Source organism: Mycobacterium sp. URHD0025 (genome assembly GCF_000426065.1).
GTDB lineage: Bacteria > Actinomycetota > Actinomycetes > Mycobacteriales > Mycobacteriaceae > Mycobacterium.
Window position 1 is genome coordinate 311620 of sequence record NZ_AUEQ01000007.1, and the last position, 26030, is coordinate 337649.

The window sequence follows — 26030 nt, forward strand, 5'->3', positions numbered from 1 at the left end:
TCGACCAGTCGCTGGAAAGCTGTTCCGACGGGCACGGCCTGATCGTAGTGGATCAGGAACTACAGCCCGTAGTAGGGCTGGTCCGCGATCAGGTGAACCGGAACCAGCGCAGCGCGCAGATCGCCGCGACGACACCCCACACCACGAGCACGGCCACGCCGAACCAGTCCATCGATACCGTCATCGCCTGGGTCAACGCTTCGGTGAGCGCACCCGACGGCGTCAGGCGGGCGGCCCAACGCAAGGCCGACGGCACCGGGCCGCCTTCCAGGGTGAGCGCGCCCAGTCCGGCGAACACGAACCACAGCAGGTTCGCCAGTGCCAGCACGATCTCGGCCTTGAGGGTGCCGCCGAGCAGCAGGCCCAGCGCGGCGAACGTGGCGGTGCCCAACGCGATGATCACCGCGCCCAGAGCCAGCCCGATCGGCGACGGACGCCAACCCAGCGCAAAGCCTATGGCGCCCAACAAGATTGCCTGCAAGAACACGACGGTCACCACAGCCAGTGACTTACCCGCGATGATTCCCCATACCGGCAGCGCTGTGGCGCCGAGGCGTTTCAGTGCGCCGTAGCGGCGGTCGAAGGCCACCGCGATGGCCTGCCCGGTGAACGCCGTGGAGATCAATGCCAGGGCCATGATGGCCGGGGTGAACGTGCCGGCCCGGTCTTCGCCGAACGAGCCGAGCGGCAGCAGCGTCATCCCGACCAGCAGGGTGATGGGGATGAACATGGTGAGCAGCAACTGTTCGCCGTTGCGCAGAAGCAGCTTCAGTTCCAGCCCGTACTGGGCGGCGAGCATGGCCGGCACCTTGGCCGGGCGGGGGTCCGGGGTGAAGGTGCCCGGAGCGAATCGACCCGCATTGGTCATGGCCGCAGCTCCCGTCCTGTGAGGTCGAGGAATACGTCCTCGAGGCTGCGCTGCTCCACCCGCATATCGGTGGCGAGCACGTTGAGTCGGGCGCACCACGCCGTCACGGTGGCCAGTACCTGCGGATCGATGTGTCCCTCGACGAGGTACTCGCCGGGGGCGGTCTCGGTGGCCGTGTAGTTCTCCGGCAGAGCGGCGGACAGCAGGGTCAGGTCCAGCTTGCGTGGCGCACTGAACCGCAATTGGTTCTCGGCGCCGCTGTGGGTGAGTTCGGCCGGAGTGCCGGTGGCGACCGCGACGCCGTGGTCGATGATCACGATCCGATCGGCGAGTTCCTCGGCCTCGGCGAGGTGATGGGTGGTCAGGACCACCGTCACGCCGTCACGGCGCAACGCATCGATCAACTCCCACACCACAATTCGGGCATGTGCGTCCATCCCGGCGGTCGGCTCGTCGAGAAACACCAACTCGGGGCGGCCCACCACCGCGCAGGCCAGCGCCAGACGTTGTTGCTGGCCGCCGGACAGCCGCCGGTAGGTGGTCCGGGCGGATTCGGTGAGACCGAGGGTGTCCATCAGCCAGGCCGGATCGAGTGGATCTGCGGCGTAGGAGGCAACCAGATCGAGCATCTCGCCGGCCTTGGCCGCGGGATATCCGCCGCCGCCCTGCAACATGACGCCGATCCGCTCACGCAGCCGGGCGTTGTCCGTGACCGGATCCAGCCCAAGGATCTCGACCTGGCCGCCGTCGGGGCGGATGAACCCCTCGCACATCTCGACTGTGGTCGTCTTGCCTGCGCCGTTGGGGCCGAGCAGAGCCAGCACCTCGGCGCGCTGCACCTCGAGGTCGAGGTTGGACACCGCCGTCGTCGCGCCGTAGCGCTTGCTGACGCCGCGGAGCAACACCGGATGAGCCGACGAGCGCTTGGTCACGGGGATTCAGCGTAGGCGTCGGGCGTCTGGGCTGGTGCCGGCGGTGGGCTGATGTCCGGCTGGCGTGATGCGCGCCACGGCAGCCGGCGATACGTCAGCCCGATCAAGATCAGCACGATCACGGTGCTGGCCAGGGTCGCCATCACGATCTGGAACAGCGTGAACCGGTCGCCGTTGGCGGTCGGACCGAAAATGCCGACGACCAGGGTGATGGCGATCGTGGAGCCGCGGAACCCGGGCCGGGTTGCCCACGCCGCCAACGGGATCACCGCCCACAGCAGGTACCACGGTTGCACGACCGGGAACAGCAGGATCGTGCCGCCGAGCGCCACGCCCAGGCCGCCGACCGGGTGCAGGCGTCCGCGCATCACGGCCAGCAGCAGCCAACTCACCAGGATGGCGATCAGGAAGACGCCGATGGCGCGGGTCAACGCCAGTACAGCCGTGGTGTGGTCGCCCAGGCCCAGCAGGATGCCGACCTGACCCGTGCCGAGGGCCACCAGTGTCGGCGGGGACATCCAGCTGCGGACGACGTTGGCGGTCCCGAGGGTGCCGAGCCAGCCGAAGCCCAGGCCGCTGACCCAGCCGATCAGGGCCATGACCGCCAGGGATACCGCGCCGAGGGGAATGCTCGCGGTGAAGAACGCCTTGATGGTGCCGCCCAGGCGCCAGGCCAGGGCCATCGCGACAAATCCCAGTGCCAGCAACGAGGGCAGCTTGACCTGGGAGGACAGCGTGATGAGCACGGTGCCGAACAACAGCATCGCCATGGGGTACCAGTGCTGCCAGTCCTCGCGGGTGTGCGGCCGGCTCAGCGGACGGGGGATGAGAGGCTGCGCGGCATCGATGCCGCGCAGCGCGAATTCCGTGCCGGCGAGCATCAGCCCGAGCATCAGCGCCTCGTTGTGGATCCCGGCGACCAGGTGCATGAACAGCAACGGGTTACACGCGCCCAGCCACAGCGCGGGGACTTCGGCGACGCCACAGCGTCGCGCCAGCCGCGGGGTCGCCCACACGATGAGCCCGACGCCGAGCAGCACGACGATGCGGTGGCACAGCACCGCGGCGACGATGTTCTCGCCGGTGAGGGCGGAGATACTCTCGCCGATCCACAGGAACAGCGGTCCGTAGGGCGCGGGAGTCTCGCGCCACAGACTGGGCACCGACAAGGTGAAGACATGATCGAGCCCGAGGCCGGTGGCGGGGCCCACCTGGTACGGGTTGAGGCCGATGTACCCGATCTCGCTCTGGGCCAGGTAGGAGTAGACGTCCTTGCTGTACATCGGTGGGGCGACCAGCAGGGGGATGGCCCACAGCAGCAGGGTCCGGTCGAGTTGGCCGCGCGACATCCGGCGTGGGCCGAGGGCGAAGCGCCCGAGCATGAGCCAGGCCAGTGTCATCATCACCGCGCCGGTCGTGGTCATCGTCAGCGAAACGGTCTGGATGCGGGAGGGCAGGTTGAGCAGCCGTACCCCGAAAGTCGGATCCTGCACGACGGGGCGGGCGCCCGCCCCGAGAGCGCCGATCGCCATCAGGACGGTTCCGGTCGCCCCGAACAGCCGGGTACGACGCTGCGCGACGACCTCGGCGGGGTTGAGAGGGGACCCCACAGTCCGTTCGTCGCCGTGCCACCGGGCGATCGATGAGCTGAAGGTCGACAGGCGGCTTGCCATCAGGGCAGCGTAACCGTCGGCCGAGGGACTCTCCGACGGGCAACGGTGGCCCAGGTCACGTAAGGGTGCCCTTGCTAGAACCCTGCGGGGAATTCCGTCACAATGGTGTTGTGAAAATACGTCGGGAGACTGCGGGCTCGGTTTCGAGCCCTGCTTCGGCCAGTGTGCCGAAGCCGGTCAACGATGTAGTGCCGGCGTCGGACGGGCACACTCGCGGCGCGATCATCCATCTATTGCTCGAGGGTCCCATCACGGCCGGCCAGATCGGCGACCGGCTCGGCATCTCGGCTGCCGGCGTGCGGCGTCACCTCGACGCCCTCATCGAGGCGGGTGACGCGCAGGCCAGCGCGGCCGCGGCGTGGCAGCACAACGGCCGGGGACGGCCGGCCAAGCGCTACCGCTTGACGGCTGCGGGGCGCGCCAAGCTGGGCCACACCTACGACGATCTCGCGGTCGCTGCGATTCGGCAGCTGCGCGAGATCGGCGGCAAGGATGCCGTGCGGACGTTCGCCCGGCGTCGCATCGACACCATCCTGGCGGGAGTAACCCAGGGGTCCGATGACGTTGCACAGACTGCCGACCGGGTGGCGGACGCGCTGACCAAGGCTGGTTATGCGACCACCACGGCACCGGTGAGCGGACCGCTCCACGGTGTGCAGATCTGCCAGCACCACTGTCCGATCTCGCACGTCGCGGAGGAATTCCCGGAGCTGTGCGAGACGGAGAGCGAGGCATTCGCCGAGATTCTCGGGACCCACGTGCAGCGGCTGGCCACCATCGTGAACGGTGACTGCGCTTGCACCACCCACGTTCCACTCGACAACGACAGCGCAACAGATGTTCGGGACACAGCTCACTCCCGGACGACCACGGTGATCCACAAAACCACAGCGCTCAACCAAACCGCAGCGACCAACCAAGGAGCGTCGACATGACGACCATCCCCGAAGCAGCACCACTCACCCAGGAAGAGACGATCGCCTCGCTGGGCAAGTACGGCTACGGCTGGTCGGACTCTGACGCCGCCGGTGCCAGCGCGCAGCGTGGTCTGTCCGAGGCTGTCGTGCGTGACATCTCGGCGAAGAAGAGCGAGCCCGAATGGATGCTCGACATTCGATTGAAGGCGTTGCGCACGTTCGACAAGAAGCCGATGCCGAACTGGGGTTCGAACCTCGAGGGCATCCACTTCGACAACATCAAGTACTTCGTGCGCTCCACCGAGAAGCAGGCCGCGACGTGGGATGACCTGCCGGCCGACATCAAGAACACGTACGACAAGCTCGGCATCCCCGAGGCCGAGAAGCAGCGGCTGGTGTCCGGCGTTGCCGCGCAGTACGAGTCGGAGGTCGTCTACCACCAGATCCGCGAGGACCTGGAGGCTCAGGGCGTCATCTTCCTGGACACCGACACCGCGCTGAAGGAACACCCGGAGATCTTCAAGCAGTACTTCGGCACCGTGATCCCGGCCGGTGACAACAAGTTCTCCGCGCTGAACACCGCGGTGTGGTCGGGTGGTTCGTTCATCTACGTGCCGCCGGGCGTGCACGTCGACATCCCGCTGCAGGCCTACTTCCGGATCAACACCGAGAACATGGGCCAGTTCGAGCGCACGCTGATCATCGCCGACGAGGGCTCCTACGTGCACTACGTCGAGGGCTGCACCGCACCGATCTACAAGTCGGATTCGCTGCACTCCGCAGTGGTCGAGATTGTCGTCAAGCCCGGTGCCCGGGTGCGCTACACCACGATCCAAAACTGGTCGAACAACGTCTACAACCTGGTCACCAAGCGGGCCCGGGCCGAGGCCGGCGCCACCATGGAGTGGATCGACGGCAACATCGGCTCGAAGGTCACCATGAAGTACCCGGCTGTCTGGATGACCGGTGAGCACGCCAAGGGTGAGGTGCTCTCGGTGGCGTTCGCCGGCGAGGGCCAGCACCAGGACACCGGCGCCAAGATGCTGCACCTGGCCCCGCACACGTCGTCCAACATCGTCTCCAAGTCGGTGGCACGCGGCGGCGGCCGCGCGTCCTACCGTGGCCTGGTCCAGGTCAACAAGGGCGCACACGGATCGCGGTCCAGTGTGAAATGCGATGCGCTGCTGGTCGATACGATCAGCCGCTCGGACACCTACCCGTACGTCGACATCCGCGAGGACGACGTCACGATGGGACACGAGGCCACGGTGTCCAAGGTCAGCGCGGATCAGCTGTTCTACCTGATGAGCCGCGGCCTGACCGAGGACGAGGCCATGGCGATGGTGGTGCGCGGCTTCGTCGAGCCCATCGCCAAGGAACTGCCCATGGAATACGCGCTCGAGCTGAACCGGCTGATCGAGCTGCAGATGGAAGGCGCGGTCGGTTAAGTGACACAGAATCTCACCCAAGCGGTCGAGGGCATCGTGACTAATAAGGGCGAGCTGTTCGCATCCTTCGACGTCAACGCCTTCGAGGTGCCCGGCGGCCGCGACGAGCTGTGGCGGTTCACCCCGCTCAAGCGGCTGCGTGGCCTGCACGACGGCTCGGCTGTCGCGAACGGCAGCGCCGGCATCACCGTGACCGAGCGGCCCGGCGTGACGGTGGAGACCGTCGGTCGTGACGACAAGCGGCTCGGTGAGGCCGGCGTGCCCGCCGATCGCGTTGCCGCCCAGGCTTTCTCGTCATTCGAGACGGCGACTGTGGTCACGGTCAAGCGTGATACCGAGGTGGCCGAGCCCATCGAGATCGTGGTCGAAGGCCCCGGTACGGACACCGTCGGTTACGGGCACCTGCAGATCCGCGTGGAAGAGCTCTCACGCGCCATCGTGGTGGTCGATCTGCGGGGCAGCGGAACCTACGCCGACAACGTCGAGATCATCGTCGGTGATTCGGCCGGGCTCGGTTTGATCTGGATCGCCGACTGGGCCGACGACATGGTTCACGTCAGCGCCCACCACGCCAAGCTGGGCAAGGACGCGGTGCTCGGACACGTCAACGTCACCCTCGGGGGCGATGTGGTGCGGACTTCGGCCACCGTGCGGTTCACCGGCCCCGGCGGTGACGCCAAGATGCTCGGCACCTACTTCGCCGACGACGGCCAATTCTTCGAGTCGCGGCTGCTGGTCGATCACGCCCAGCCGCACTGCAAGTCCGACGTGCTCTACAAGGGTGCCCTGCAAGGGGATCCGGATTCCAAGAAGCCCGATGCGCACACGGTGTGGATCGGCGACGTGTTGATCCGGGCCGAGGCCACGGGCACCGACACCTTCGAGGTGAACCGCAACCTGGTGCTCACCGACGGCGCCCGCGCCGATTCGGTACCCAACCTCGAAATCGAGACCGGCGAGATCGTGGGCGCCGGACACGCCAGCGCCACTGGGCGTTTCGACGACGAGCAGCTGTTCTACCTGCGCGCCCGCGGCATCCCCGAGGATCAGGCCCGGCGCCTGGTCGTGCGCGGATTCTTCAACGAAATCATCGGCAAGATCGCTGTCCCCGAGGTGCGTGAGCGCCTGACCGCAGCCATCGAAAGAGAACTTGCCATCACCGAATCGAAAGCATCGCAATAATGACCACTCTGGAAATCAAGGACCTGCACGTCTCGGTCAACGCCACCGAAGGCGCTGAGAACACCGAGATCCCGATCTTGAAGGGCGTCGACCTCACGGTGAAGTCGGGGGAGACCCACGCGGTCATGGGCCCCAACGGCTCCGGCAAGTCCACGCTGTCCTACGCGATCGCCGGGCACCCCAAGTACACCGTCACCTCCGGCTCGATCACCCTCGACGGACAGGACGTCCTCGAGATGAGCATCGACGAGCGGGCGCGCGCCGGCCTGTTCCTGGCCATGCAGTACCCCGTCGAGGTGCCTGGCGTTTCGATGTCGAACTTCCTGCGCACTGCGGCGACCGCGGTGCGTGGCGAGGCGCCGAAGCTGCGCCACTGGGTCAAGGAAGTCAAGGCCGCGATGGACGAGCTGGACATCGATCCGGCGTTCGGTGAGCGCAGCGTCAACGAGGGCTTCTCCGGTGGCGAGAAGAAGCGCCACGAGATCCTGCAGCTGGGCCTGCTCAAGCCGAAGATCGCGATCCTCGACGAGACCGACTCGGGTCTGGACGTCGATGCGCTGCGCATCGTCAGCGAGGGCGTCAACCGCTACGCCGAAGCCGAGCATGGCGGCGTCCTCCTCATCACCCACTACACCCGGATCCTGCGCTACATCCAGCCGCAGTTCGTGCATGTGTTCGTGGGCGGACGCATCGTGCAATCGGGCGGGCCGGAGCTGGCCGACGAGCTCGAAGAAAACGGATATGAGCGCTTCACGCAGGCGGTCGGAGCCTGACATAGCGCGGACGCGAGGAGCAAAACGGTGACCGTCGCACGGACTTTCAATCCCACCGTGCTGGCTGAGGTCAGGGCGGACTTCCCGATTCTGAGCCGGGTCATGCGCGGCGGAAAGCAGTTGGCGTACCTGGATTCCGGGGCCACGTCGCAGAAGCCGCTACAGGTGCTCGATGCCGAACGGCAGTTCCTGACCACCTCCAACGGCGCCGTGCACCGCGGTGCGCATCAGCTGATGGAAGAGGCCACCGACGCCTACGAGCAGGGCCGCGCCGATATCGCGGCGTTCGTCGGTGCCGAAACCGATGAGTTGGTGTTCACCAAGAATGCCACCGAGTCGATCAACCTCGTCGCCTATGTGCTGGGGGACAAGCGGTTCGAGCACGCCGTCGGCCCCGGCGACGTCATCGTCACCACCGAGCTGGAACACCACGCGAACCTGATCCCGTGGCAGGAACTCGCGCAACGCACCGGTGCGACGCTGCGCTGGTACGGCGTCACCGACGACGGTCGGATAGACCTGGATTCACTGGAGCTCGACGACCGCGTGAAAGTGGTGGCTTTCAGCCATCATTCGAACGTCACGGGCGCGGTGGCCCCGGTGGACGAGCTGGTGTCGCGGGCCAAGGCGGTCGGAGCGCTTACTGTGCTGGACGCCTGCCAGTCGGTGCCGCACCAGCCGGTGGACTTTCACGCTCTCGATGTCGATTTCGCGGCGTTCTCAGGCCACAAGATGCTCGGCCCGACCGGCATCGGTGTGCTCTACGGTCGCCGCGCCATCTTGTCCGCCGCGCCTCCCTTCCTCACGGGCGGTTCCATGATCGAGACCGTCACGATGGAGCGGACCACCTACGCGCCCGCCCCGCAGCGCTTCGAGGCGGGCACCCCGATGACCTCGCAGGTGGTCGGATTGGCGGCGGCGGCACGGTATTTGAGCGATATCGGCATGGACACGGTGGAAGCGCACGAAGCCGAGCTGGTTGCGGCCACGTTGAGTGGATTGGCCGATGTGCCCCAAGTGCGCATCATCGGACCGACGACGATGGAGCACCGTGGTTCTCCGGTGAGCTTCGTGGTCGACGGGATCCACGCCCACGACGTCGGGCAGGTGCTCGACGACGAGGGCGTCGCGGTACGCGTCGGGCACCACTGCGCCTGGCCGCTGCACCGTCGTTTCGGGATTGCCGCCACGGCTCGCGCGTCCTTCGCGGTGTACAACACGCTCGACGAGGTCGACCGTCTGGTGGCCGGCATCGAACGCGCTGTGGAGTTCTTCTCGTGAAAATGGAACAGATGTACCAGGAAGTGATCCTGGATCACTACAAGCATCCACACAACCGCGGACTGCGGGAGCCGTTCGCCGCCGAAGTGCATCACGTAAACCCGACCTGTGGGGACGAGGTGACGCTGCGGGTCACGCTCTCCGACGACGGCGAAACTGTGGCCGACATCTCGTATGACGGGCAGGGCTGTTCCATCAGCCAGGCCGCCACTTCGGTGCTCACCGACCAGGTCACCGGCCAGAGTGTCGGCGATGCAGTCAAGACGGTCGAGGCTTTCACCGAGATGATTTCCTCACGCGGCAACGTCGAGGGGGACGAAGATGTACTGGGTGACGGCATCGCATTCGCCGGGGTCGCCAAGTACCCCGCACGCGTGAAGTGCGCGCTGCTCGGTTGGATGGCTTTTAAAGACGCGCTGGTGCAGGCCAGCGATGACGTGGAGGACAAGCGATGAGCGAGACCACTTCCGACGAACTGCTCGCCGACGTCGAGGAGGCCATGCGCGACGTGGTGGACCCCGAGCTGGGCATCAACGTCGTCGATCTCGGTCTGGTGTACGGACTCAACGTCGAACAGGGCGATGAAGGTTCGGTCGCACTGATCGACATGACACTCACCTCGGCGGCCTGTCCGCTGACCGATGTGATCGAGGATCAGTCGCGGACAGCGTTGGTGGGCGCCGGTCTGGTGAACGAGATCAAGATCAACTGGGTGTGGAACCCGCCGTGGGGCCCGGACAAGATCACGGACGATGGCCGCGAACAGCTTCGCGCGCTCGGTTTCACCGTCTAAAGGCACATCCCTTCCTGCCGCCGATTCGGCAGCAATTCCGCCTGCGGTCGATACCGTGAGTGCTCATGCTGACAGTTCCGGCGTTCATCTGGCGGAGCGGCTTCGTGGGAAGGGCGCTGGTCGTCGGCGCAGCAATGGGTTTGGTGCTGGGTCTGCTTTCCTGGCTGGATTCCGGATTCTGGATTTCGGGCATGGTTGTGCTCGTCATCGTAGGAGCGTTCTCGGGCATATGGATGGCCCGCCGGATGGCGCGGTACTGGCCCATGGCTGCGCAATTGTCCGGCACCGACCGGGTGGCGGTGGTGCGCGCCGCTCGCGCCGGTGAACGGATCGACGACCCCCGCCTGGTCGAGGCCGCCCGCGATTACCGACGGGGCGTCCATGAGGCCGCAGAATCGGCCCGCCCCTTCCGGTGGCTGTTACCCGCGGTGCTCATCATTGCCGCGGCAAGCGCGTTGTGGGACGCCGTCTTCGGATCTGTCGGCAATGCTGTGGTCTCGGCTGTCTATTTGGCAGCACTGGTCATGGAGTTGGTTTGGTGGCCAAAGCGCCAGGCCCATTTACTGGCCCGCATCGACCAATCCGTCCCGTGACGCGGGCCGCCGTCGGTAGACGGCGGCCCACTTCCCGGTTTAGCCCACGGGCGGATTATCGCCTGACGGACCGTATGGCCCGTTCTGCGGAGTCTGGCCGTTGCCGCCGTGTGACTGCTCCGGCGGTGACACCACGACGCTGGCATTACCAGGGCTCTGGCACACCGTGGCGGTGGCGGTCCCGGTGCACGGCGGCGACGGCTCGGCGGCCGCCGCAGCGGGTCCGAGAGCGACGGCACCGGCGGCGCCGCCCGCGGCCAGGATCTGAGTGACGAACAACAGTGGTTTGGACATCGGCACCTCCTCAGGCGCAGTGTGAATGGTGACCGCCGGATCCGATCCGACCGGCGGTGTTGCACCGGACCGGCAGGCAAATGCCCACAGCCCTCATCGGCAACGTTCCTCGAGTACCCATGGGGATGGACTCCGAACCCCCTTGAGCCTGTGGATAAACCCCGATTCGGGGGCGATCTCACGCCGATCCTGTCGGGCTCCGGCATTAGCTTCGCCGGCAGTGGGACCACAGGGGTCTCACTGAAGGGAAGGCATCGCCATGAACACCGAAATCGAGCAACTGCGCATGGCCTGCGAGCGTGACCTCGGCGATCCGACGGCCTGGCCAGAGCCGACGGCTTATCCGAACTCATTGGCGCTGTGCATCATTGACGCGATCTACGTCACCGGAGCACGTCACCTGACCGTCGAGAAAGTGGTGGAGCGTTACCGCGGCCATCGGGCAGGTCAAGGAGGCGACGCCGACACCGACGGTGCCACCGAACTTCTGGCAAGCGTCCACGAGTTCGGCGGCCCGGAACCCTGGGCATCGTCGATCGGCAATCGGCGTCCTACCTCTACCGCAAAGAATGCGCCGCTGCGGGCAGTCGCGCTGGCCCAAGCCGCCCAGGCACTCATCGACCTGGGTATCGAGACCACCTCGGACCTGCGCACCGTTGCCCGGGACGACGAGCGTTGCGGGCAGGCCAGAGCGGCGTGGTGCGGGGTGCCCGGGCAACGGTCGGGCTTCACCTGGACGTATCTGGTGCTTCTCGCGCAGTTACCCGAAGTCGGCATCGACGCTGCGGTGGCCGGTTATGTGGTCCGTGAGGTCGGCACGGATGACCCCGCCGCACTGCTGTGTGCTGTGTCGGACACCGCAGGCTGGGATCTGAGCGCCCTGCACACCGCCATCTGGCGATTCGAGTCGGGCCGGCGCCGTGATCTGCCGTCATCTGCCTGATTCGGCACAAACTCGCGGTGAGTAAATCGGAGTCCGGGCTGCACGAGGGCCCCCGGCGCTGAAATATGGTGGGAACAGGCCGTCAAGCCCCGACGTTAGGAAGAGTGTGACTACGCAGGACATCACCGCAGACCAGTTCAACGACATCGTCAACGGCAATGACATCGTGCTGGTGGACTTCTGGGCGTCGTGGTGCGGACCGTGTCGTGCGTTCGCGCCGACGTTCAAGGCCGCTTCCGAGCAGCACCCCGACGTCATCTTCGCCAAGGTGGACACCGAGGCCGAGCAGGGCCTTGCCGCCGCGGCTGACATCCGGTCCATCCCGACCCTGATGGCGTTCAAGAAGGGCAAGCTGGTGTTCAACCAGGCCGGTGCTCTGCCGCCGGCGGCTCTGGAGGACCTGGTTCAGAAGATCAAGGACTTCGACATCGACGCGGCCATGAAAGAGCAGGCCTCCCAGGACGACGCCGAACAGGTCTGACGCCCGGCACGCGATAGCGTGCTGTCCGTGACTGCGCAGAACGAATTCGTCCTGGTCGACCGTTCCCGCCCGGACGTGGCCCTGGTGACCCTCAACCGTCCCGAGCGGATGAACTCGATGGCGTTCGACGTCATGGTTCCGCTCAAGGGCGTCCTGGAAGAGTTGCGCTACGACAACAGCGTGCGGGTCGTGGTGCTGACCGGGGCCGGGCGAGGATTCTCGTCCGGCGCGGATCACAAGTCGGCCGGATCGGTGCCGCACGTGGCGGGCCTGACCAGGCCCATCTACGCGCTGCGGTCGATGGAGATCCTCGACGATGTGATTCTCGCCCTACGGCGGCTGCATCAACCGGTGATCGCCGCCGTGAACGGCGCGGCCATCGGCGGCGGCCTGTGCCTGGCGCTGGCCTGTGACGTGCGGGTGGCCGCAGAGGGCGCCTACTTCCGCGCGGCGGGGATCAACAACGGGCTTACCGCCAGTGAGCTGGGCTTGTCCTACCTGCTGCCGCGCGCCATCGGCTCGTCACGCGCGTTCGACATCATGTTGACCGGCCGCGACGTCGACGCTCAGGAGGCGGAGCGCATCGGTCTGGTGTCCCCAGCGTGGTGGCCCAGGAGGCGCTCCTGGACACCTGCTATTCGATGGCAGACCGCATGGCGGCGTTCTCGCGGCCGGGTATTGAGTTGACCAAGCGCACACTTTGGAGTGGACTGGACGCCGCTAGCCTGGAGGGGCACATGCAGGCCGAAGGCCTGGGGCAACTCTTTGTGCGCCTGCTCACCGCAAACTTTGAGGAAGCGGTTGCCGCGCGCGCGGAGAAGCGCCCCCCGGAATTTTCCGACGAGCGCTAGCGCGAGGAGCCGACCGGCACCGACGAGCGCTAGCGCGAGGAGCCGACCGGCACCGACGAGCGCTAGCGCGAGGAGCCGACCTGCACCACGAGAAGTAATGACGACAACCTAGGAGGACCGCAGCGTGATCACCGCAACGGACCTGGAGGTCCGCGCCGGCGCGCGCACGCTGCTGTCCATCGAGGGCTCTGCGTTGCGGGTGCAGCCTGGCGATCGGATCGGTCTGGTCGGACGCAACGGCGCAGGCAAGACCACCACCATGCGCATCCTGGCGGGAGAGGGCGAGCCGTACGCGGGCTCCATCTCGCGGACGGGTGAGGTCGGCTACCTGCCGCAGGATCCTCGTGAAGGCAACCTCGATGTGCTGGCTCGCGATCGCGTGCTGTCGGCGCGCGGCCTGGATGCGTTGCTGGCCGACTTGGAGAAGCAGCAGGCGTTGATGGCCGAAGTGGCCGACGATGCCGCCCGCGACAAGGCGGTACGCCGCTACGGCGTATTGGAGGAGAGGTTCTCGGCGCTCGGCGGGTATGCCGCCGAGAGCGAGGCCGGGCGGATCTGTGCGAGCCTCGGCCTACCCGACCGGGTGTTGACCCAGCCGCTGCGGACCCTGTCGGGTGGTCAGCGCCGCCGGGTGGAGTTGGCCCGCATCCTGTTCGCGGCGAGCGACACCGGTTCCGGGTCGGCCACCACGTTGCTGCTGGACGAGCCCACCAACCACCTCGATGCCGACTCGATCGGCTGGCTCCGCGACTTCCTGCACAACCACACCGGTGGCCTCGTCGTCATCAGTCACGATGTGGATCTGCTCGCCGAGGTCGTCAACCGGGTGTGGTTCCTGGACGCGGTACGCGGCGAGGCCGACGTATACAACATGGGCTGGCAGAAGTATCTGGATGCGCGCGCCACCGACGAACAGCGTCGTCGCCGCGAACGCGCCAATGCCGAGAAGAAGGCAGGGGCCTTGCGGGCCCAGGCCGCCAAGATGGGCGCCAAGGCCACCAAAGCTGTTGCGGCTCAGAACATGTTGCGCCGGGCCGAGCGGATGATCGCTGAACTCGATGCCGAGCGCGTGGCCGACAAGGTGGCCCGAATCAAGTTCCCCACACCGGCGCCCTGTGGGAAGACCCCACTGGTGGCCAAAGGGCTGACGAAGACCTACGGATCTCTGGAGATTTTCACCGGGGTCGATCTGGCCATCGATCGCGGTTCGCGGGTGGTGGTGCTCGGCCTCAACGGTGCGGGCAAGACGACCCTGTTGCGATTGCTCGCAGGCGCGGAGACGGCGGACGCCGGAGCGCTGGAACCTGGGCACGGCTGCAAGATCGGCTATTTCGCCCAGGAGCACGACACTCTCGACAACGACGCGACCGTGTGGGAGAACATCCGCCACGCCGCGCCGGATACCGGCGAGCAGGATCTTCGAGGTCTGTTGGGCGCGTTCATGTTCACCGGCCCGCAGCTGGAGCAGCCTGCCGGCACACTGTCCGGCGGTGAGAAGACGCGATTGGCGCTGGCCGGTCTCGTTGCGTCGACTGCCAATGTGTTGTTGCTGGACGAGCCGACCAACAACCTCGACCCGGCCTCACGCGAGCAGGTCCTCGATGCGCTGCGCAGCTATCAGGGTGCGGTGGTGCTCGTCACCCACGATCCGGGGGCGGCCGAAGCCCTCGATCCGCAGCGGGTCGTGCTGCTCCCTGATGGCACCGAGGACTTCTGGTCCACTGAATATCGGGATCTCATCGAGCTCGCCTGACCGCGAAATCCCAAGAACCACCGCATCTTCGAGAGCGTCAATATAAGACGTTGGACAAATCGGCCCATGGGCGTGTGTGTGGTTTCTACTGTGGGTACCCGTCGGGACATCACAAGCGGGGAGATGTTCATGAGGGAAACGAACAACAAGGATCGCGGCCAACTGCTGGCTGAACTTCGCAAGGCATACGAGGGAGGTGCGAGCATCCGTTCGCTTGTGGCTGCGACCGGACGTTCCTATGGCTCGATCCACAGCTTGCTGCGTGAGTCGGGAACGACGATGCGCAGCCGCGGCGGCCCCAACCACCGCACGCGGGTCAGGGCGTGAAGCGGAACCGCTGTGTGACAGCGGAATTCAGCTGTCCGACGGCGTCTGCTGGCGCACACTGTCCTCGACGAGGTCCAGCACCGCGGTGAGGTTCTTCGGGTCCTCGCCGGAGGCGATCCGGGCTACCAGACCGTCGAGGACCAGATCCAGATAGATGTGCAGGACCGCGCTCGGCACGTCGTCGCGGAGCCGCCCGGCCTGCTTCTGGCGCCGTAGCCGTTCGGTGATGGCGGCGTCCAACTCGGCCGACCGTTCGGCCCAGCCTCGGTGAAAGGCTGGATCGTTGCGTAACTTTCGGGCGATCTCCAGCCGGGTGGCCAGCCAGTCGAACTGCTCGGGCGCGGCGAGCATGTTTCGCATCACCTGGATCAGTCCCTCGCGGGCGGCCACTTCCGCCATCCGCTCCGCATCCTCGCGGGCGAGTTCGAAGAACAAGGTGTCCTTGTCCTTGAAGTGGTGAAAGATTGCGCCGCGCGACAGCCCGATGGTTTCTTCGAGCCGCCGCACGGTCGCACTCTCATACCCGTACTGACCGAAGCAGCGCCTGGCGCCGTCGAGAATCTGACGGCGCCTGGCGGCGAGATGGTCGTCCGTTACCCGCGGCACTTAACACACACTCCTTGCGCAAGCGCTCGTGGGCGGTACCTTCTCCGCTTCGATGTATCTGATCGGGACTACTTCGACTTCAGCATGTTACGCAGCACGTACTGCAGGATGCCGCCGTTGCGGTAGTAGTCGGCCTCGCCGGGGGTGTCGATGCGGACCACGGCGTCGAACTCCACCTTGGAACCATTGTCCTTGGTCGCGGTGACGTGGACCGTCTTCGGCGTCTTGCCCTCGTTGAGCGCCTCGATACCGGTGATGTCGTAGACCTCGGTGCCGTCCAGCTTGAGGCTCGCGGCCGATTCGCCGGCCGGGAACTGAAGCGGGATGACGCCCATGCCGATCAGGTTCGACCGGTGGATGCGCTCGAAGGATTCGGTGATGACGGCCTTGACGCCGAGCAGCACCGTGCCCTTGGCCGCCCAGTCGCGCGACGAGCCCGACCCGTACTCCTTGCCGCCCAGGACGACCAGCGGGATGCCGGCCTCCTTGTAGTTGACCGACGCGTCGTAGATGAACGCCTGCGGTCCACCATCCTGGGTGAAGTCGCGGGTGTATCCACCGGAGACGTCGTCGAGGAGCTGGTTCTTGAGGCGGATGTTGGCAAAGGTGCCGCGGATCATCACCTCGTGGTTGCCACGGCGCGAACCCAGCGAGTTGTAGTCCTTGCGCTCGACGCCATTGGCATCGAGGTACTGCGCGGCCGGGGTGCCGGGCTTGATCGAACCGGCCGGGCTGATGTGATCGGTGGTCACCGAATCACCCAGCAGGGCAAGGACTCTGGCGCCCTTGATGTCCGTGACCGGCTGCGGCTCGGCGGGCATGCCGTCGAAGTACGGGGCCTTGCGCACGTAGGTCGACGCGTCGTCCCACTCGAAGGTGTTGCCCTCCGGCGTGGACAGCGAACGCCAGCGGTCGTCGCCCTTGAACACGTCAGCGTAGGAGTCGGTGAACATCTCCCGGCTGATCGAGGACGCGATGGTCTCCTCGATCTCCTGGGCCGTCGGCCAGATGTCCTTGAGGAACACGTCATTGCCGTCGGAATCCTGGCCCAGCGGATCGGATTCGAAATCGAAGTCCATGGTGCCCGCGATGCCGTAGGCGATCACCAGCGGCGGGGACGCCAGGTAGTTCATCTTGACGTCGGGGGAGATGCGGCCCTCGAAGTTGCGGTTACCGGAGAGGACCGCGGTCACCGACAGGTCGTTGTCGTTGATGGCCGCCGAGATCTCGTCGGGCAGCGGGCCGGTGTTGCCGATGCAGGTGGTGCAGCCGTAGCCGCCCAGGTAGTAACCCAGCTTCTCCAGGTACGGCCACAGGTTGGCCTTGTTGTAGTAGTCGGTGACGACCTGCGAGCCCGGCGCCATGTTGGTCTTGACCCACGGCTTGCTGGTCAGGCCCTTCTCGACGGCCTTCTTCGCCAGCAGCGCCGCGCCGAGCATGACCGACGGGTTGGAGGTGTTGGTGCAGGAGGTGATGCCGGCGACGACGACCGCGCCATGGTCGAGGACGAAGTCGCCGCGCTCCTCGGAGTGCACGGTGATCGGCTTCGACGGCCGGCCCTCCGCGCCGTTGGCGGCAGACGGACGGGCGTCGACCGCGCCGTCGTCGGCGAACGACAGGGAGACCGAGTCGCTGGCAGGGAAGGACTCGTCGACCGCCTCGTCGAGCTTGGTCTCCGGCGTCGGCAGGTTCTCCTCGACGTAGTTGTGGATGTCCTTGCGGAACGCGTTCTTGGCATCCGACAGCTCGATGCGGTCCTGCGGGCGCTTCGGACCGGAGATCGACGGCACCACGGTGGACAGGTCCAGCTCCAGGTACTCGGAGAAGGCCGGCTCCTTGTCCGGGTTGTGCCACATGCCCTGCGTCTTGGCGTACGCCTCGACGAGCGCCAGTTGCTGCTCGCTGCGCCCGGTCAGCCGCAGGTAGTTGATGGTCTCTTCGTCGATCGGGAAGATCGCTGCGGTGGAACCGAATTCGGGGCTCATGTTGCCCAGCGTGGCGCGGTTGGCCAGCGGCACCTCGGCCACGCCATTGCCGTAGAACTCGACGAACTTGCCGACCACGCCGTGCTTGCGCAGCATGTCGGTGACGGTGAGCACGACGTCGGTGGCGGTGACACCGGGCTTGATCTCACCGGTCAGCTTGAAGCCGACGACGCGGGGAATGAGCATCGAGACGGGCTGGCCCAGCATGGCGGCCTCGGCCTCGATACCGCCGACGCCCCAGCCCAGCACGCCCAGGCCGTTCTCCATGGTGGTGTGGCTGTCGGTGCCCACACACGTGTCCGGGTAGGCCATCCCATCGCGCTCGAACACCACCCGGGCCAGATATTCGATGTTGACCTGGTGCACGATGCCGGTGCCCGGGGGGACGACCTTGAAGTCGTCGAACGCGCCCTGGCCCCAGCGCAGGAACTGGTAACGCTCGGAGTTGCGCTCGTATTCGAGTTCGACGTTGCGCTCGAAGGCGCCGGCGTTGCCGAAGACGTCGAGGATGACGGAGTGGTCGATGACCATCTCGGCGGGGGAGAGTGGGTTGACCTTGTTCGGGTCGCCGCCGAGGGCGGCCACTGCCTCGCGCATCGTGGCCAGGTCGACGATGCACGGCACACCGGTGAAGTCCTGCATCAGCACGCGGGCCGGGGTGAACTGGATCTCGGTGCTCGGCTCGGCCGAGGGATCCCAGTTGGCGATGGCCTGGATGTGATCCTTGGTGATGTTGGCACCGTCTTCGGTGCGCAACAGGTTTTCCGCGAGCACCTTGAGGCTGTAGGGCAGCTTTTCGGTACCGGGCACCGCGTCCAGGCGGTAGATCTCGTAGCTTTGATCCCCGACAGTCAGTGTGTCGCGGGCACCAAATGAGTTAAGGGACGAATTTTCCGTATTCTCGCTGCTCACATCAACTCCCGGCTCGATCTCGCGCCGACGGGCTGTGTCGGCGGCGTTCCGATGTTAACAGTACGCTTGTCCTGCATAGCCTGGTGGGCCGGGGTCCAGTCTTCCCTTGTCGCGTTCTGGTTGCTACCCCGCCGGGCTGATCGGTGTGATCCGATGCCCTCAGTGCGGCTCGTCCCGCCGGCGCGGCACCTGGGCCCGATCGTCACCCCGGCATGACGATCGACGGTCGATGCGGTGACGATTTCCGTGTCGCCTCGCAGGCGGGGAGCGACGCGGCGTACCGTGCCTGGCGTGACCGGACCCCATGTCATTCCGTTCCTGCCGGCCTATATCCCGGTCGAGGTGTGCGACTCCGTCGGGATCGATCCGGGACAACCCGACGGAGTCGCCAAGTGCATGGCGGCCGTGCAGGCGGATGTTCGCGACGACGGGGTGAGCGCACCCGACACCGATGTCGAGGCTCTGCGACAGGTTGTCAGCGATGCCCGCCAGGGCGGGGTCGACCTCAAGATCGTGGTGCTGCCGCATAACCCCGGTATCGATACGCCGCTGCGTGATATCGCCAGTGAGGTCGGTCAGGCCAACCCCGGTGCGACCGTGCTCGCGCTGAGCCCTTCGTTCGCCGGGACGTACAGTCCGACGATCGACCGGGTGACTTTGGAAGCCGGTCAGGACGTGGCCAAGACCGGTAATCCGGTGCTGTCGGCGAAGAATTTCGTCGGGGAGATTTCGACCCCCGACTTTCCCTGGACCGCACTCACGATTGTGCTCACGCTCGGTGTCGCCGCGGCGGCTGCGCTGACTCGTGTTCTGCAGGTGCGCAGCAAACGAATTGCCGGGTCAGAGGCCGTGAGCGCCTCCGCTGCTGAGGCCTGAAAAACCCGTCGAACATTCGTTCGGAATTTCGTCCAATATCACTAATTGGTCACACTATTCGCAATTACATTCCTGTAATTCGTGACTAAAGTTTCTTTGGCTACAGATGTGACGTACGGTGCAATCGGTACCCATTGTTGCAGTTGTGCTTGATGTGACTTCTGTGCAAAGGCCCCGAGCAAACGCCGGTACGCCGGCGTTGAGCCATAGGAGACTTGAGTCGAATGAGACGCACCGTTGGCGTCCCGCGCAGGCGAGGAGCAGAGCCCGGAGCGGCGTCGCCTCTGCGCGGCCGGTTCTGGGCGGTGCCGCTGACCGCGGCGATGCTGTTGGCCACGGCTTTGTCGGGCGGCGTCCCGGCCGCGGCGGATCCGGCGGCACCCGATCAGGTCGCAACGCTCGTCGCCGCGGTGGCCAACGCCGACCAGAAGCTGCAGGAGCTGGGCGCTGCCATCCAGACTCAACAGGAAGCCGTCAACAAGGCGATCGTCGAGGTGCAGGACGCCCGCGACGCGGCCGCCACCGCGCAACAGGAGGTCGAGGCCAGCCAACAGGGCATCGCCGACGCCAACAACGCCATCACCCAGGCGCAGAAGCGGTTCGATACGTTCGCCGCGGCCACGTATGTCAGCGGACCCTCCGGCTCGTATCTGACAGGGTCCGACCCGGGCGACATCGTCAAAACCGCCGCCACCGGGCAGACGCTCGCGGCCAGCAGTGAGAAGGTGATCGCCGATCTGCAGCGCGCCCGTATCGAGCAGGTCAACCGCGAGTCGGCGGCGCGGCTGGCCAAGCAGAACGCCGACCAGGCCACCGTCAAAGCTCAGACAAGTCAGGACGGCGCCGTCGCAGCGCTGCAGCAGGCGCAGCAGACATTCGGTGCCCAGCAAGGTGAGCTGAACCGGCTGACCGCTGAGCGGGCGTCGGCCCAGGCTCAACTCGCCCAGGTGAACAAGGCCTCGGCGTCGATTACCCCACCCGCACCGCCCCAGGGGCAGCCGCCGCAGGCCGCGGCGGGGGACTGGGACCGGGCGCCGTCGGCGCCTGCCCAGGCGGGCCAGAAGTGGGACACCGCATGGGATCCCACGCTTCCGGCGATCCCGAGCGCATTCGTCAGCGGCGACCCGATCGCGATCATCAACACGGTCCTCGGGATCTCGTCGACCTCGGCGCAGGTGACCCAGAACATGGGACGCCAGTTCCTCCAGAAGATGGGCATCCTGCCCACGCCGACGGGCTACACCAACGGGGCCATTCCCCGGGTGTACGGACGGCAGGCATCCGAATACGTCATCCAGCGCGCCGGTTCCCAGATGGGCGTTCCGTATTCATGGGGCGGTGGCAACGCCGCCGGCCCGAGTCGTGGCATCGATTCCGGTGCCAACACGGTCGGTTTCGACTGCTCGGGCCTGATCCTCTACGCGTTCGCCGGCGTCGGCATCAAGTTGCCGCACTATTCGGGCTCGCAGTACAACGCAGGCCGCAAGATCCCGTCATCGCAGATGCGCCGCGGCGATGTGATCTTCTACGGCCCCGGGGGCAGCCAGCACGTGACGCTCTACCTCGGCAACGGCCAGATGCTCGAAGCGCCCTACACGGGTTCACAGGTCAAGATCTCGCCGGTCCGCACCAGCGGTATGACCCCGTACGTCGTCCGCTACATCGAATACTGATGGGAATACCTTGCGCTCCTTCGTCTTACGGTGCCTGATCCTGATCGCCGCGACTGCGTTTGCGGCGATCAGTCTGGTGACGCCGGCCAATGCCGCGCCTGACGAGGGGCAGTGGGATCCCACCCTCCCGAAGATCGTCAGTTCCGGGGCGCCCGGCGACCCGGTGGCAATCGCGAATGCCTCGTTCCAGGTCAGCCAGATCGCTTTGCAGACCACACAGAATCTCGGTCAGCAGTTCCTGCAGACCATCGGGCTGGCGCCCAAGTCGGCTGCCGGGACATTCCCCGGAGGTCGGGTCCGGGGCCCACAGGCCATCGAATACGCGATCAAGCGCGGCGGTTCCCAGATGGGTGTGCCTTACTCGTGGGGCGGTGGCACGCTGACCGGTCCGGGCCCCGGCGTGGACTACGACGCCGGCAAGGTGGGCTACGACTGCTCGGGCCTCACGCGGTACGCGTTCGCCGGGGTCGGAGTGCAGATCCCCAAGTACTCCGGAGATCAGTACAACACCGGCCGCAAGGTGCCGGTGGCCCAGGCCAAGCGCGGTGACCTCCTGTTCTGGGGCCCGGGTGGCAGCCAGCACGTGGCGATGTACCTAGGCGGCGGCAAGATGCTTGAGGCGTCGGGAAGTGCCGAAAAAGTGACGGTCAGTCCGGTCCGTACCGCAGGCATCCAGCCCTACGCGGCCCGCATCATCGAATCCTGAGGGGAAGCTGAACTCTTCCGGCCAGCGTCGACGGATCTCGAAGTGCCTGGAATAGTTGACGACGGGCATCCGATTGCCCGATAGCGCAAAAAGCAAAACCAAGCGTTTGTAGTAGTCGAACACCGTGGGAGGAAGTTGATGACGTCACCGAGTGGACCGCCGCAGGGCGCCGGAGGTTATCCCGGCTCGAGCCCGGCGCCGGGCTTCCCGCCCGGATCAACCGGATCCCATGCCGCGCCGGCAGCTCCGCAAGGAGCGACCAACGGCAGTCTGCAGGCTGAGGTGCACACCCTGGAACGCGCCATCTTCGAGGTCAAGCGGATCATCGTCGGTCAGGACCAGCTCGTCGAGCGCATGCTCGTCGGACTTCTGGCCAAGGGCCATGTGCTGCTCGAAGGCGTGCCCGGTGTGGCCAAGACCCTGGCCGTCGAGACGTTCGCCAAGGTCGTGGGCGGCACGTTCGCCCGCATCCAGTTCACGCCCGACCTGGTGCCCACCGACATCATCGGTACCCGCATCTACCGCCAGGGCAAGGAAGACTTCGACATCGAGCTCGGCCCCGTCGTGGTCAACTTCCTGCTCGCCGACGAGATCAACCGTGCGCCTGCCAAGGTTCAGTCGGCCCTGCTCGAGGTGATGGCCGAGCGCAAGATCTCCATCGGCGGCAAGACGTTCCCGCTGCCGAGCCCGTTCCTGGTGATGGCCACCCAGAACCCGATCGAGCAGGAGGGCGTCTACGCCCTCCCGGAGGCGCAGCGCGACCGCTTCCTGTTCAAGCTCAACGTCGACTACCCGACGCCGGAGGAAGAGCGCGAGATCATCTACCGGATGGGTGTCAAGCCTCCGGAGCCCAAGCAGATCCTCGACACCGGCGACCTGTTGCGGCTGCAGGAACTCGCGGCCAACACCTTCGTGCATCACGCGCTGGTGGATTACGTGGTCCGGATCGTCACCGCGACGCGCGAGCCCGAGAAGTTCGGTATGCCCGACGCCAAGGCATGGATCGCCTACGGTGCTTCGCCGCGTGCGTCCCTGGGCATCATCTCGGCGGCCCGCGCGCTCGCATTGGTGCGTGGCCGTGACTACGTGGTCCCGCAAGATGTCGTAGAGGTGATCCCCGACGTGCTGCGGCACCGCCTCGTGCTGACCTACGACGCGTTGGCCGATGAAGTCTCGGCGGAGACCGTCGTCAACCGCATCCTGCAGACAGTCGCCCTGCCTCAGGTGAATGCACTTCCGCAGCAAGGGCATTCGGTTCCGCCCGCCGTTCCTGCCGCGGCTGGCGCGGCCGGTGGTCGGTGACCACTTCCCGACGCACCGTCGACCTACCGTCGCTGAAGCGCGGCGAGATTCGGGACCCGGCGTTGACGGCGGCGTTACGCAAGCTTGAGCTGACGGTGCGGCGCAAGCTCGACGGCGTGCTCCACGGCGATCACCTCGGACTGATCCCAGGCCCGGGATCGGAGCCGGGGGACTCGCGGATCTACCAGCCCGGCGACGATGTGCGCCGGATGGACTGGTCGGTGACGGCGCGGACGATGACGCCCCATGTGCGGCAGATGATCGCCGACCGTGAGCTGGAGACCTGGCTGGTGGTCGACATGTCCGCCAGTCTCGACTTCGGCACCACTGGTTGCGAGAAGCGCGATCTCGCGGTGGCCGCCGCTGCGGCGATCACGTTCCTCAACAGCGGTGGTGGCAACCGGATCGGCGCGATCATCGCCAACGGTGAGTCGGTGCGGCGGGTGCCCGCGCTGTCCGGCCGGGTTCACGAGCAGGAGATGCTGCGGGCCATCGCCACGATGCCCAAGGCCCCGACCGGGGTCCGCGGTGACCTGGCCGCGGCGATCGACGCCCTGCGCCGTCCCGAGCGCCGCCGCGGCATGGCGGTGATCATCAGCGACTTCCTCGGACCGGTCAACTGGATGCGCCCCTTGCGGGCGATCGCCGGAAGGCACGAGGTGCTCGGCATCGAGGTGCTGGATCCGCGCGACGTCGAGCTGCCTGCCGTGGGCGACGTGGTGCTGCAGGACACCGAGACCGGTGTCACCCGCGAGTTCACCATCGACGAGCAGCTCCGCAGTGACTTCGAGCGGGCGGCGACGGCTCATCGCGAAGAAGTGGCCCGCACGTTGCGGCGTTGCGATGCACCGTTGTTGAGTCTGCGCACCGACCGGGACTGGATCGCCGATGTGGTGCGGTTCGTGGCGAATCGGCGGCGCGGCGCCCTGGCCGGCCGGTAGATGAACGCTTGATCAGCAACCAACCGAAATGACTTCTAGCACATGACATTACCGATTCTCGGTCCGATGAGCCTGACGGGCTTCGCCCACGCGTGGTGGTTCCTGTTCCTCTTCGTAGTGCTGGCCTTGGTGGCGTACTACGTCATCGTGCAGCGCGCGCGTAAGCAGCGGATCCTGCGGTTCGCCAACATGGAGCTGCTCGAGAGTGTGGCGCCCAAGCAGCCCACCCGCTGGCGGCACCTGCCTGCGGCTCTGCTGGCGGTATCGCTCGTGCTGTTGACGGTGGCGATGGCCGGACCCACCCATGATGTGCGGATTCCCCGCAACCGCGCGGTGGTGATGCTGGTGATCGACGTGTCGCAATCGATGCGTGCCACCGACGTCGCGCCGAGCCGGTTGGCTGCCGCGCAGGAAGCCGCCAAGCAGTTCGCCGACCAGCTCACCCCGGGCATCAACCTGGGTCTGATCGCCTACGCCGGGACGGCGACCGTCATGGTGCAGCCGACGACCAACCGCGAGGCGACCAAGAACGGCCTGGACAAGCTTCAGTTGGCCGACCGGACCGCCACCGGTGAGGGCATCTTCACGGCTCTGCAGGCGATCGCCACAGTCGGCGCGGTGATCGGCGGCGGTGACGAAAAGCCGCCCGCACGCATCGTGCTGATGTCGGACGGCAAGGAGACCGTGCCGTCCAACCCCGACAACCCCAAGGGCGCGTACACCGCGGCGCGCACCGCCAAGGACCAGGGTGTGCCGATCTCCACGGTGTCCTTCGGTACGCCGTACGGCTACGTCGAGATCAACGATCAGCGTCAGCCGGTACCGGTCGACGACGAGATGCTCGGCAGGATCGCCAAGCTCTCCGGCGGTGACGCCTTCACGGCGTCCAGCCTCGAACAGCTCAAGCAGGTGTTCACCTCGCTGCAGCAGCAGATCGGGTACGAGACCATCAAGGGTGACGCCAGCCTGGGCTGGTTGCGGCTCGGTGCGTTGGTGCTGGCGGTGGCAGGTGTCGCGGCTCTGATGATCAACCGCAGACTGCCTGGTTGAGCCGACGTCGAGATCTACGTCATGGTTGTGAATTCGCACGTACAACAGCCCTGGTGTCGATTTCGGCGATCCATGGCTCACACGTTAAGTTGGCGGGCATGAGTGACGCTGTTGTCTCCGAGACCGCCACCACCGAACCCGGCGGCCGACCCGCTTTCGTTTCCCGTTCCGTACTGGTCACCGGTGGAAACCGGGGGATCGGCCTGGCCATCGCACAGCGCCTGGCCGCCGACGGGCACAAGGTGGCCGTCACCCATCGCGGATCCGGGGCGCCCGAGGGCCTGTTCGGCGTCGTGTGCGACGTCACCGACAACGACGCCGTCGACCGGGCATTCAAAGAGGTCGAGGAGCACCAGGGTCCGGTCGAGGTCGTGGTGTCCAACGCCGGGATCTCCCAGGACGCGTTCCTCATGCGGATGACCGAGGAGCGGTTCGAGAACGTCATCAACGCGAACCTGACCGGGGCGTTCCGGGTGGCCCAGCGGGCCTCGCGCAGCATGCAGCGCAAGCGTTTCGGCCGGATCATCTTCATCGGCTCGGTCTCCGGGATGTGGGGCATCGGCAACCAGGCCAACTACGCGGCTGCCAAGGCCGGTCTGATCGGCATGGCCCGCTCGATCTCCCGGGAGTTGTCGAAGGCCGGTGTCACCGCCAACGTCGTGGCGCCCGGCTACATCGACACCGAGATGACGCGTGCACTGGATGAGCGGATTCAGGCCGGTGCCCTGGAATTCATCCCGGCCAAACGGGTGGGCACCGCCGAAGAGGTCGCCGGAGCGGTCAGCTTCCTGGCCTCCGAGGATGCCGGCTATATCGCCGGTGCGGTGATCCCGGTGGACGGTGGCATGGGCATGGGTCACTGACCAAACG

Annotated in this window: 25 protein-coding genes and 1 pseudogene; 20 read left to right on the top strand and 6 right to left on the bottom strand. The window is 66.3% G+C overall.

Annotation, left to right across the window (positions count from 1 at the left end; all coding sequences use genetic code 11):
• Positions 1 to 88 precede the first annotated feature (88 nt).
• Genes H977_RS0109130 through mptB form a run of 3 tightly spaced genes read right to left on the bottom strand, consistent with a single transcriptional unit; the run spans position 89 to position 3473 of the window.
• Entirely contained in the window at positions 89 to 868 is a 780-nt protein-coding gene (locus H977_RS0109130) for an ABC transporter permease (RefSeq protein WP_029107573.1), read from the bottom strand.
• A complete protein-coding gene (locus H977_RS0109135; RefSeq protein ID WP_029107574.1) occupies positions 865 to 1800 on the bottom strand; it encodes an ABC transporter ATP-binding protein in 936 nt (311 codons plus the stop codon). The genes H977_RS0109130 and H977_RS0109135 overlap by 4 nt, the downstream gene beginning before the upstream one ends.
• Positions 1797 to 3473 carry a polyprenol phosphomannose-dependent alpha 1,6 mannosyltransferase MptB gene (mptB, locus tag H977_RS0109140; RefSeq protein WP_029107575.1) on the bottom strand — a complete coding sequence of 559 codons (1677 nt, stop codon included), beginning with the start codon at positions 3471 to 3473 and terminating at the stop codon, positions 1797 to 1799. The genes H977_RS0109135 and mptB overlap by 4 nt, the downstream gene beginning before the upstream one ends.
• Positions 3474 to 3538: 65 nt before the next feature.
• Between mptB and H977_RS32795 the strand changes: the two genes are divergently transcribed.
• From H977_RS32795 to H977_RS0109180, 8 genes are all read left to right on the top strand, one after another.
• A complete protein-coding gene (locus H977_RS32795; RefSeq protein WP_502691151.1) occupies positions 3539 to 4408 on the top strand; it encodes a helix-turn-helix transcriptional regulator in 870 nt (289 codons plus the stop codon).
• Positions 4405 to 5838, top strand: a complete 1434-nt coding sequence (gene sufB / locus H977_RS0109150; protein WP_029107576.1) for a Fe-S cluster assembly protein SufB — start codon at positions 4405 to 4407, stop codon at positions 5836 to 5838. The genes H977_RS32795 and sufB overlap by 4 nt, the downstream gene beginning before the upstream one ends.
• On the top strand, positions 5839 to 7020 hold the full coding sequence (gene sufD, locus H977_RS0109155; protein ID WP_029107577.1) for a Fe-S cluster assembly protein SufD: 1182 nt from the start codon (positions 5839 to 5841) through the stop codon (positions 7018 to 7020).
• Complete coding sequence (gene sufC, locus H977_RS0109160; RefSeq protein WP_029107578.1) at positions 7020 to 7793, top strand: Fe-S cluster assembly ATPase SufC; 774 nt, start codon at positions 7020 to 7022, stop codon at positions 7791 to 7793. The genes sufD and sufC overlap by 1 nt, the downstream gene beginning before the upstream one ends.
• Positions 7794 to 7850: 57 nt before the next feature.
• Positions 7851 to 9074 carry a cysteine desulfurase gene (locus tag H977_RS0109165; RefSeq protein WP_036475616.1) on the top strand — a complete coding sequence of 408 codons (1224 nt, stop codon included), beginning with the start codon at positions 7851 to 7853 and terminating at the stop codon, positions 9072 to 9074.
• Positions 9075 to 9076: 2 nt separating this feature from the next.
• The gene (sufU, locus tag H977_RS0109170) at positions 9077 to 9529 is read left to right on the top strand and encodes a Fe-S cluster assembly sulfur transfer protein SufU (RefSeq protein WP_196808203.1); all 453 of its coding nucleotides are present in this window, start codon (positions 9077 to 9079) and stop codon (positions 9527 to 9529) included.
• Positions 9526 to 9867 carry a metal-sulfur cluster assembly factor gene (locus H977_RS0109175; RefSeq protein ID WP_029107581.1) on the top strand — a complete coding sequence of 114 codons (342 nt, stop codon included), beginning with the start codon at positions 9526 to 9528 and terminating at the stop codon, positions 9865 to 9867. The genes sufU and H977_RS0109175 overlap by 4 nt, the downstream gene beginning before the upstream one ends.
• 65 nt (positions 9868 to 9932) lie before the next feature.
• Positions 9933 to 10460 carry a hypothetical protein gene (locus tag H977_RS0109180; RefSeq protein WP_029107582.1) on the top strand — a complete coding sequence of 176 codons (528 nt, stop codon included), beginning with the start codon at positions 9933 to 9935 and terminating at the stop codon, positions 10458 to 10460.
• A 39-nt stretch (positions 10461 to 10499) separates the two neighbouring features.
• Here H977_RS0109180 and H977_RS32800 read toward each other — a convergent pair whose 3' ends face one another.
• On the bottom strand, positions 10500 to 10754 hold the full coding sequence (locus H977_RS32800; RefSeq protein WP_155946572.1) for a hypothetical protein: 255 nt from the start codon (positions 10752 to 10754) through the stop codon (positions 10500 to 10502).
• Between the two features lie 259 nt (positions 10755 to 11013).
• Here H977_RS32800 and H977_RS0109190 point away from each other — a divergent pair, with 259 nt between their 5' ends.
• The 5 genes and pseudogenes from H977_RS0109190 (at position 11014) to H977_RS0109210 (ending at position 15109) form a co-directional block, all read left to right on the top strand.
• A complete protein-coding gene (locus H977_RS0109190) occupies positions 11014 to 11697 on the top strand; it encodes a DUF8548 family protein (protein ID WP_029107583.1) in 684 nt (227 codons plus the stop codon).
• Positions 11698 to 11803: 106 nt separating this feature from the next.
• Positions 11804 to 12178 carry a thioredoxin gene (gene trxA / locus H977_RS0109195; RefSeq protein WP_029107584.1) on the top strand — a complete coding sequence of 125 codons (375 nt, stop codon included), beginning with the start codon at positions 11804 to 11806 and terminating at the stop codon, positions 12176 to 12178.
• Between the two features lie 18 nt (positions 12179 to 12196).
• Positions 12197 to 13029, top strand: a pseudogene (locus H977_RS32805) (enoyl-CoA hydratase).
• Positions 13030 to 13153: 124 nt separating this feature from the next.
• Positions 13154 to 14782: an ABC-F family ATP-binding cassette domain-containing protein gene (locus H977_RS0109205; protein WP_029107585.1), complete on the top strand. Its 1629-nt coding sequence runs from the start codon at positions 13154 to 13156 to the stop codon at positions 14780 to 14782.
• A gap of 129 nt (positions 14783 to 14911) precedes the next feature.
• Positions 14912 to 15109 (top strand): helix-turn-helix domain-containing protein, encoded by a 198-nt coding sequence (locus H977_RS0109210; protein WP_029107586.1) that lies wholly within the window; start codon positions 14912 to 14914, stop codon positions 15107 to 15109.
• A gap of 27 nt (positions 15110 to 15136) precedes the next feature.
• Here H977_RS0109210 and H977_RS0109215 read toward each other — a convergent pair whose 3' ends face one another.
• On the bottom strand, positions 15137 to 15715 hold the full coding sequence (locus H977_RS0109215) for a TetR/AcrR family transcriptional regulator (RefSeq protein WP_029107587.1): 579 nt from the start codon (positions 15713 to 15715) through the stop codon (positions 15137 to 15139).
• A 68-nt stretch (positions 15716 to 15783) separates the two neighbouring features.
• Complete coding sequence (acnA, locus tag H977_RS0109220; RefSeq protein WP_029107588.1) at positions 15784 to 18612, bottom strand: aconitate hydratase AcnA; 2829 nt, start codon at positions 18610 to 18612, stop codon at positions 15784 to 15786.
• Positions 18613 to 18903: 291 nt separating this feature from the next.
• Here acnA and H977_RS0109225 point away from each other — a divergent pair, with 291 nt between their 5' ends.
• From H977_RS0109225 to fabG1, 7 genes are all read left to right on the top strand, one after another.
• Positions 18904 to 19488 carry an Rv1476 family membrane protein gene (locus tag H977_RS0109225; protein ID WP_029107589.1) on the top strand — a complete coding sequence of 195 codons (585 nt, stop codon included), beginning with the start codon at positions 18904 to 18906 and terminating at the stop codon, positions 19486 to 19488.
• Positions 19489 to 19712: 224 nt separating this feature from the next.
• Complete coding sequence (gene ripA, locus H977_RS0109230; protein ID WP_051288756.1) at positions 19713 to 21161, top strand: NlpC/P60 family peptidoglycan endopeptidase RipA; 1449 nt, start codon at positions 19713 to 19715, stop codon at positions 21159 to 21161.
• A gap of 10 nt (positions 21162 to 21171) precedes the next feature.
• Positions 21172 to 21867 (top strand): NlpC/P60 family peptidoglycan endopeptidase RipB, encoded by a 696-nt coding sequence (gene ripB / locus H977_RS0109235; protein WP_029107591.1) that lies wholly within the window; start codon positions 21172 to 21174, stop codon positions 21865 to 21867.
• A 138-nt stretch (positions 21868 to 22005) separates the two neighbouring features.
• Complete coding sequence (gene moxR1 / locus H977_RS0109240) at positions 22006 to 23169, top strand: chaperone MoxR1 (protein WP_029107592.1); 1164 nt, start codon at positions 22006 to 22008, stop codon at positions 23167 to 23169.
• Positions 23166 to 24110: a DUF58 domain-containing protein gene (locus tag H977_RS0109245; protein WP_029107593.1), complete on the top strand. Its 945-nt coding sequence runs from the start codon at positions 23166 to 23168 to the stop codon at positions 24108 to 24110. The genes moxR1 and H977_RS0109245 overlap by 4 nt, the downstream gene beginning before the upstream one ends.
• A gap of 42 nt (positions 24111 to 24152) precedes the next feature.
• Positions 24153 to 25160, top strand: a complete 1008-nt coding sequence (locus H977_RS0109250) for a VWA domain-containing protein (protein ID WP_029107594.1) — start codon at positions 24153 to 24155, stop codon at positions 25158 to 25160.
• Positions 25161 to 25258: 98 nt separating this feature from the next.
• Entirely contained in the window at positions 25259 to 26023 is a 765-nt protein-coding gene (gene fabG1, locus H977_RS0109255; RefSeq protein ID WP_029107595.1) for a 3-oxoacyl-ACP reductase FabG1, read from the top strand.
• Positions 26024 to 26030 lie beyond the last annotated feature (7 nt).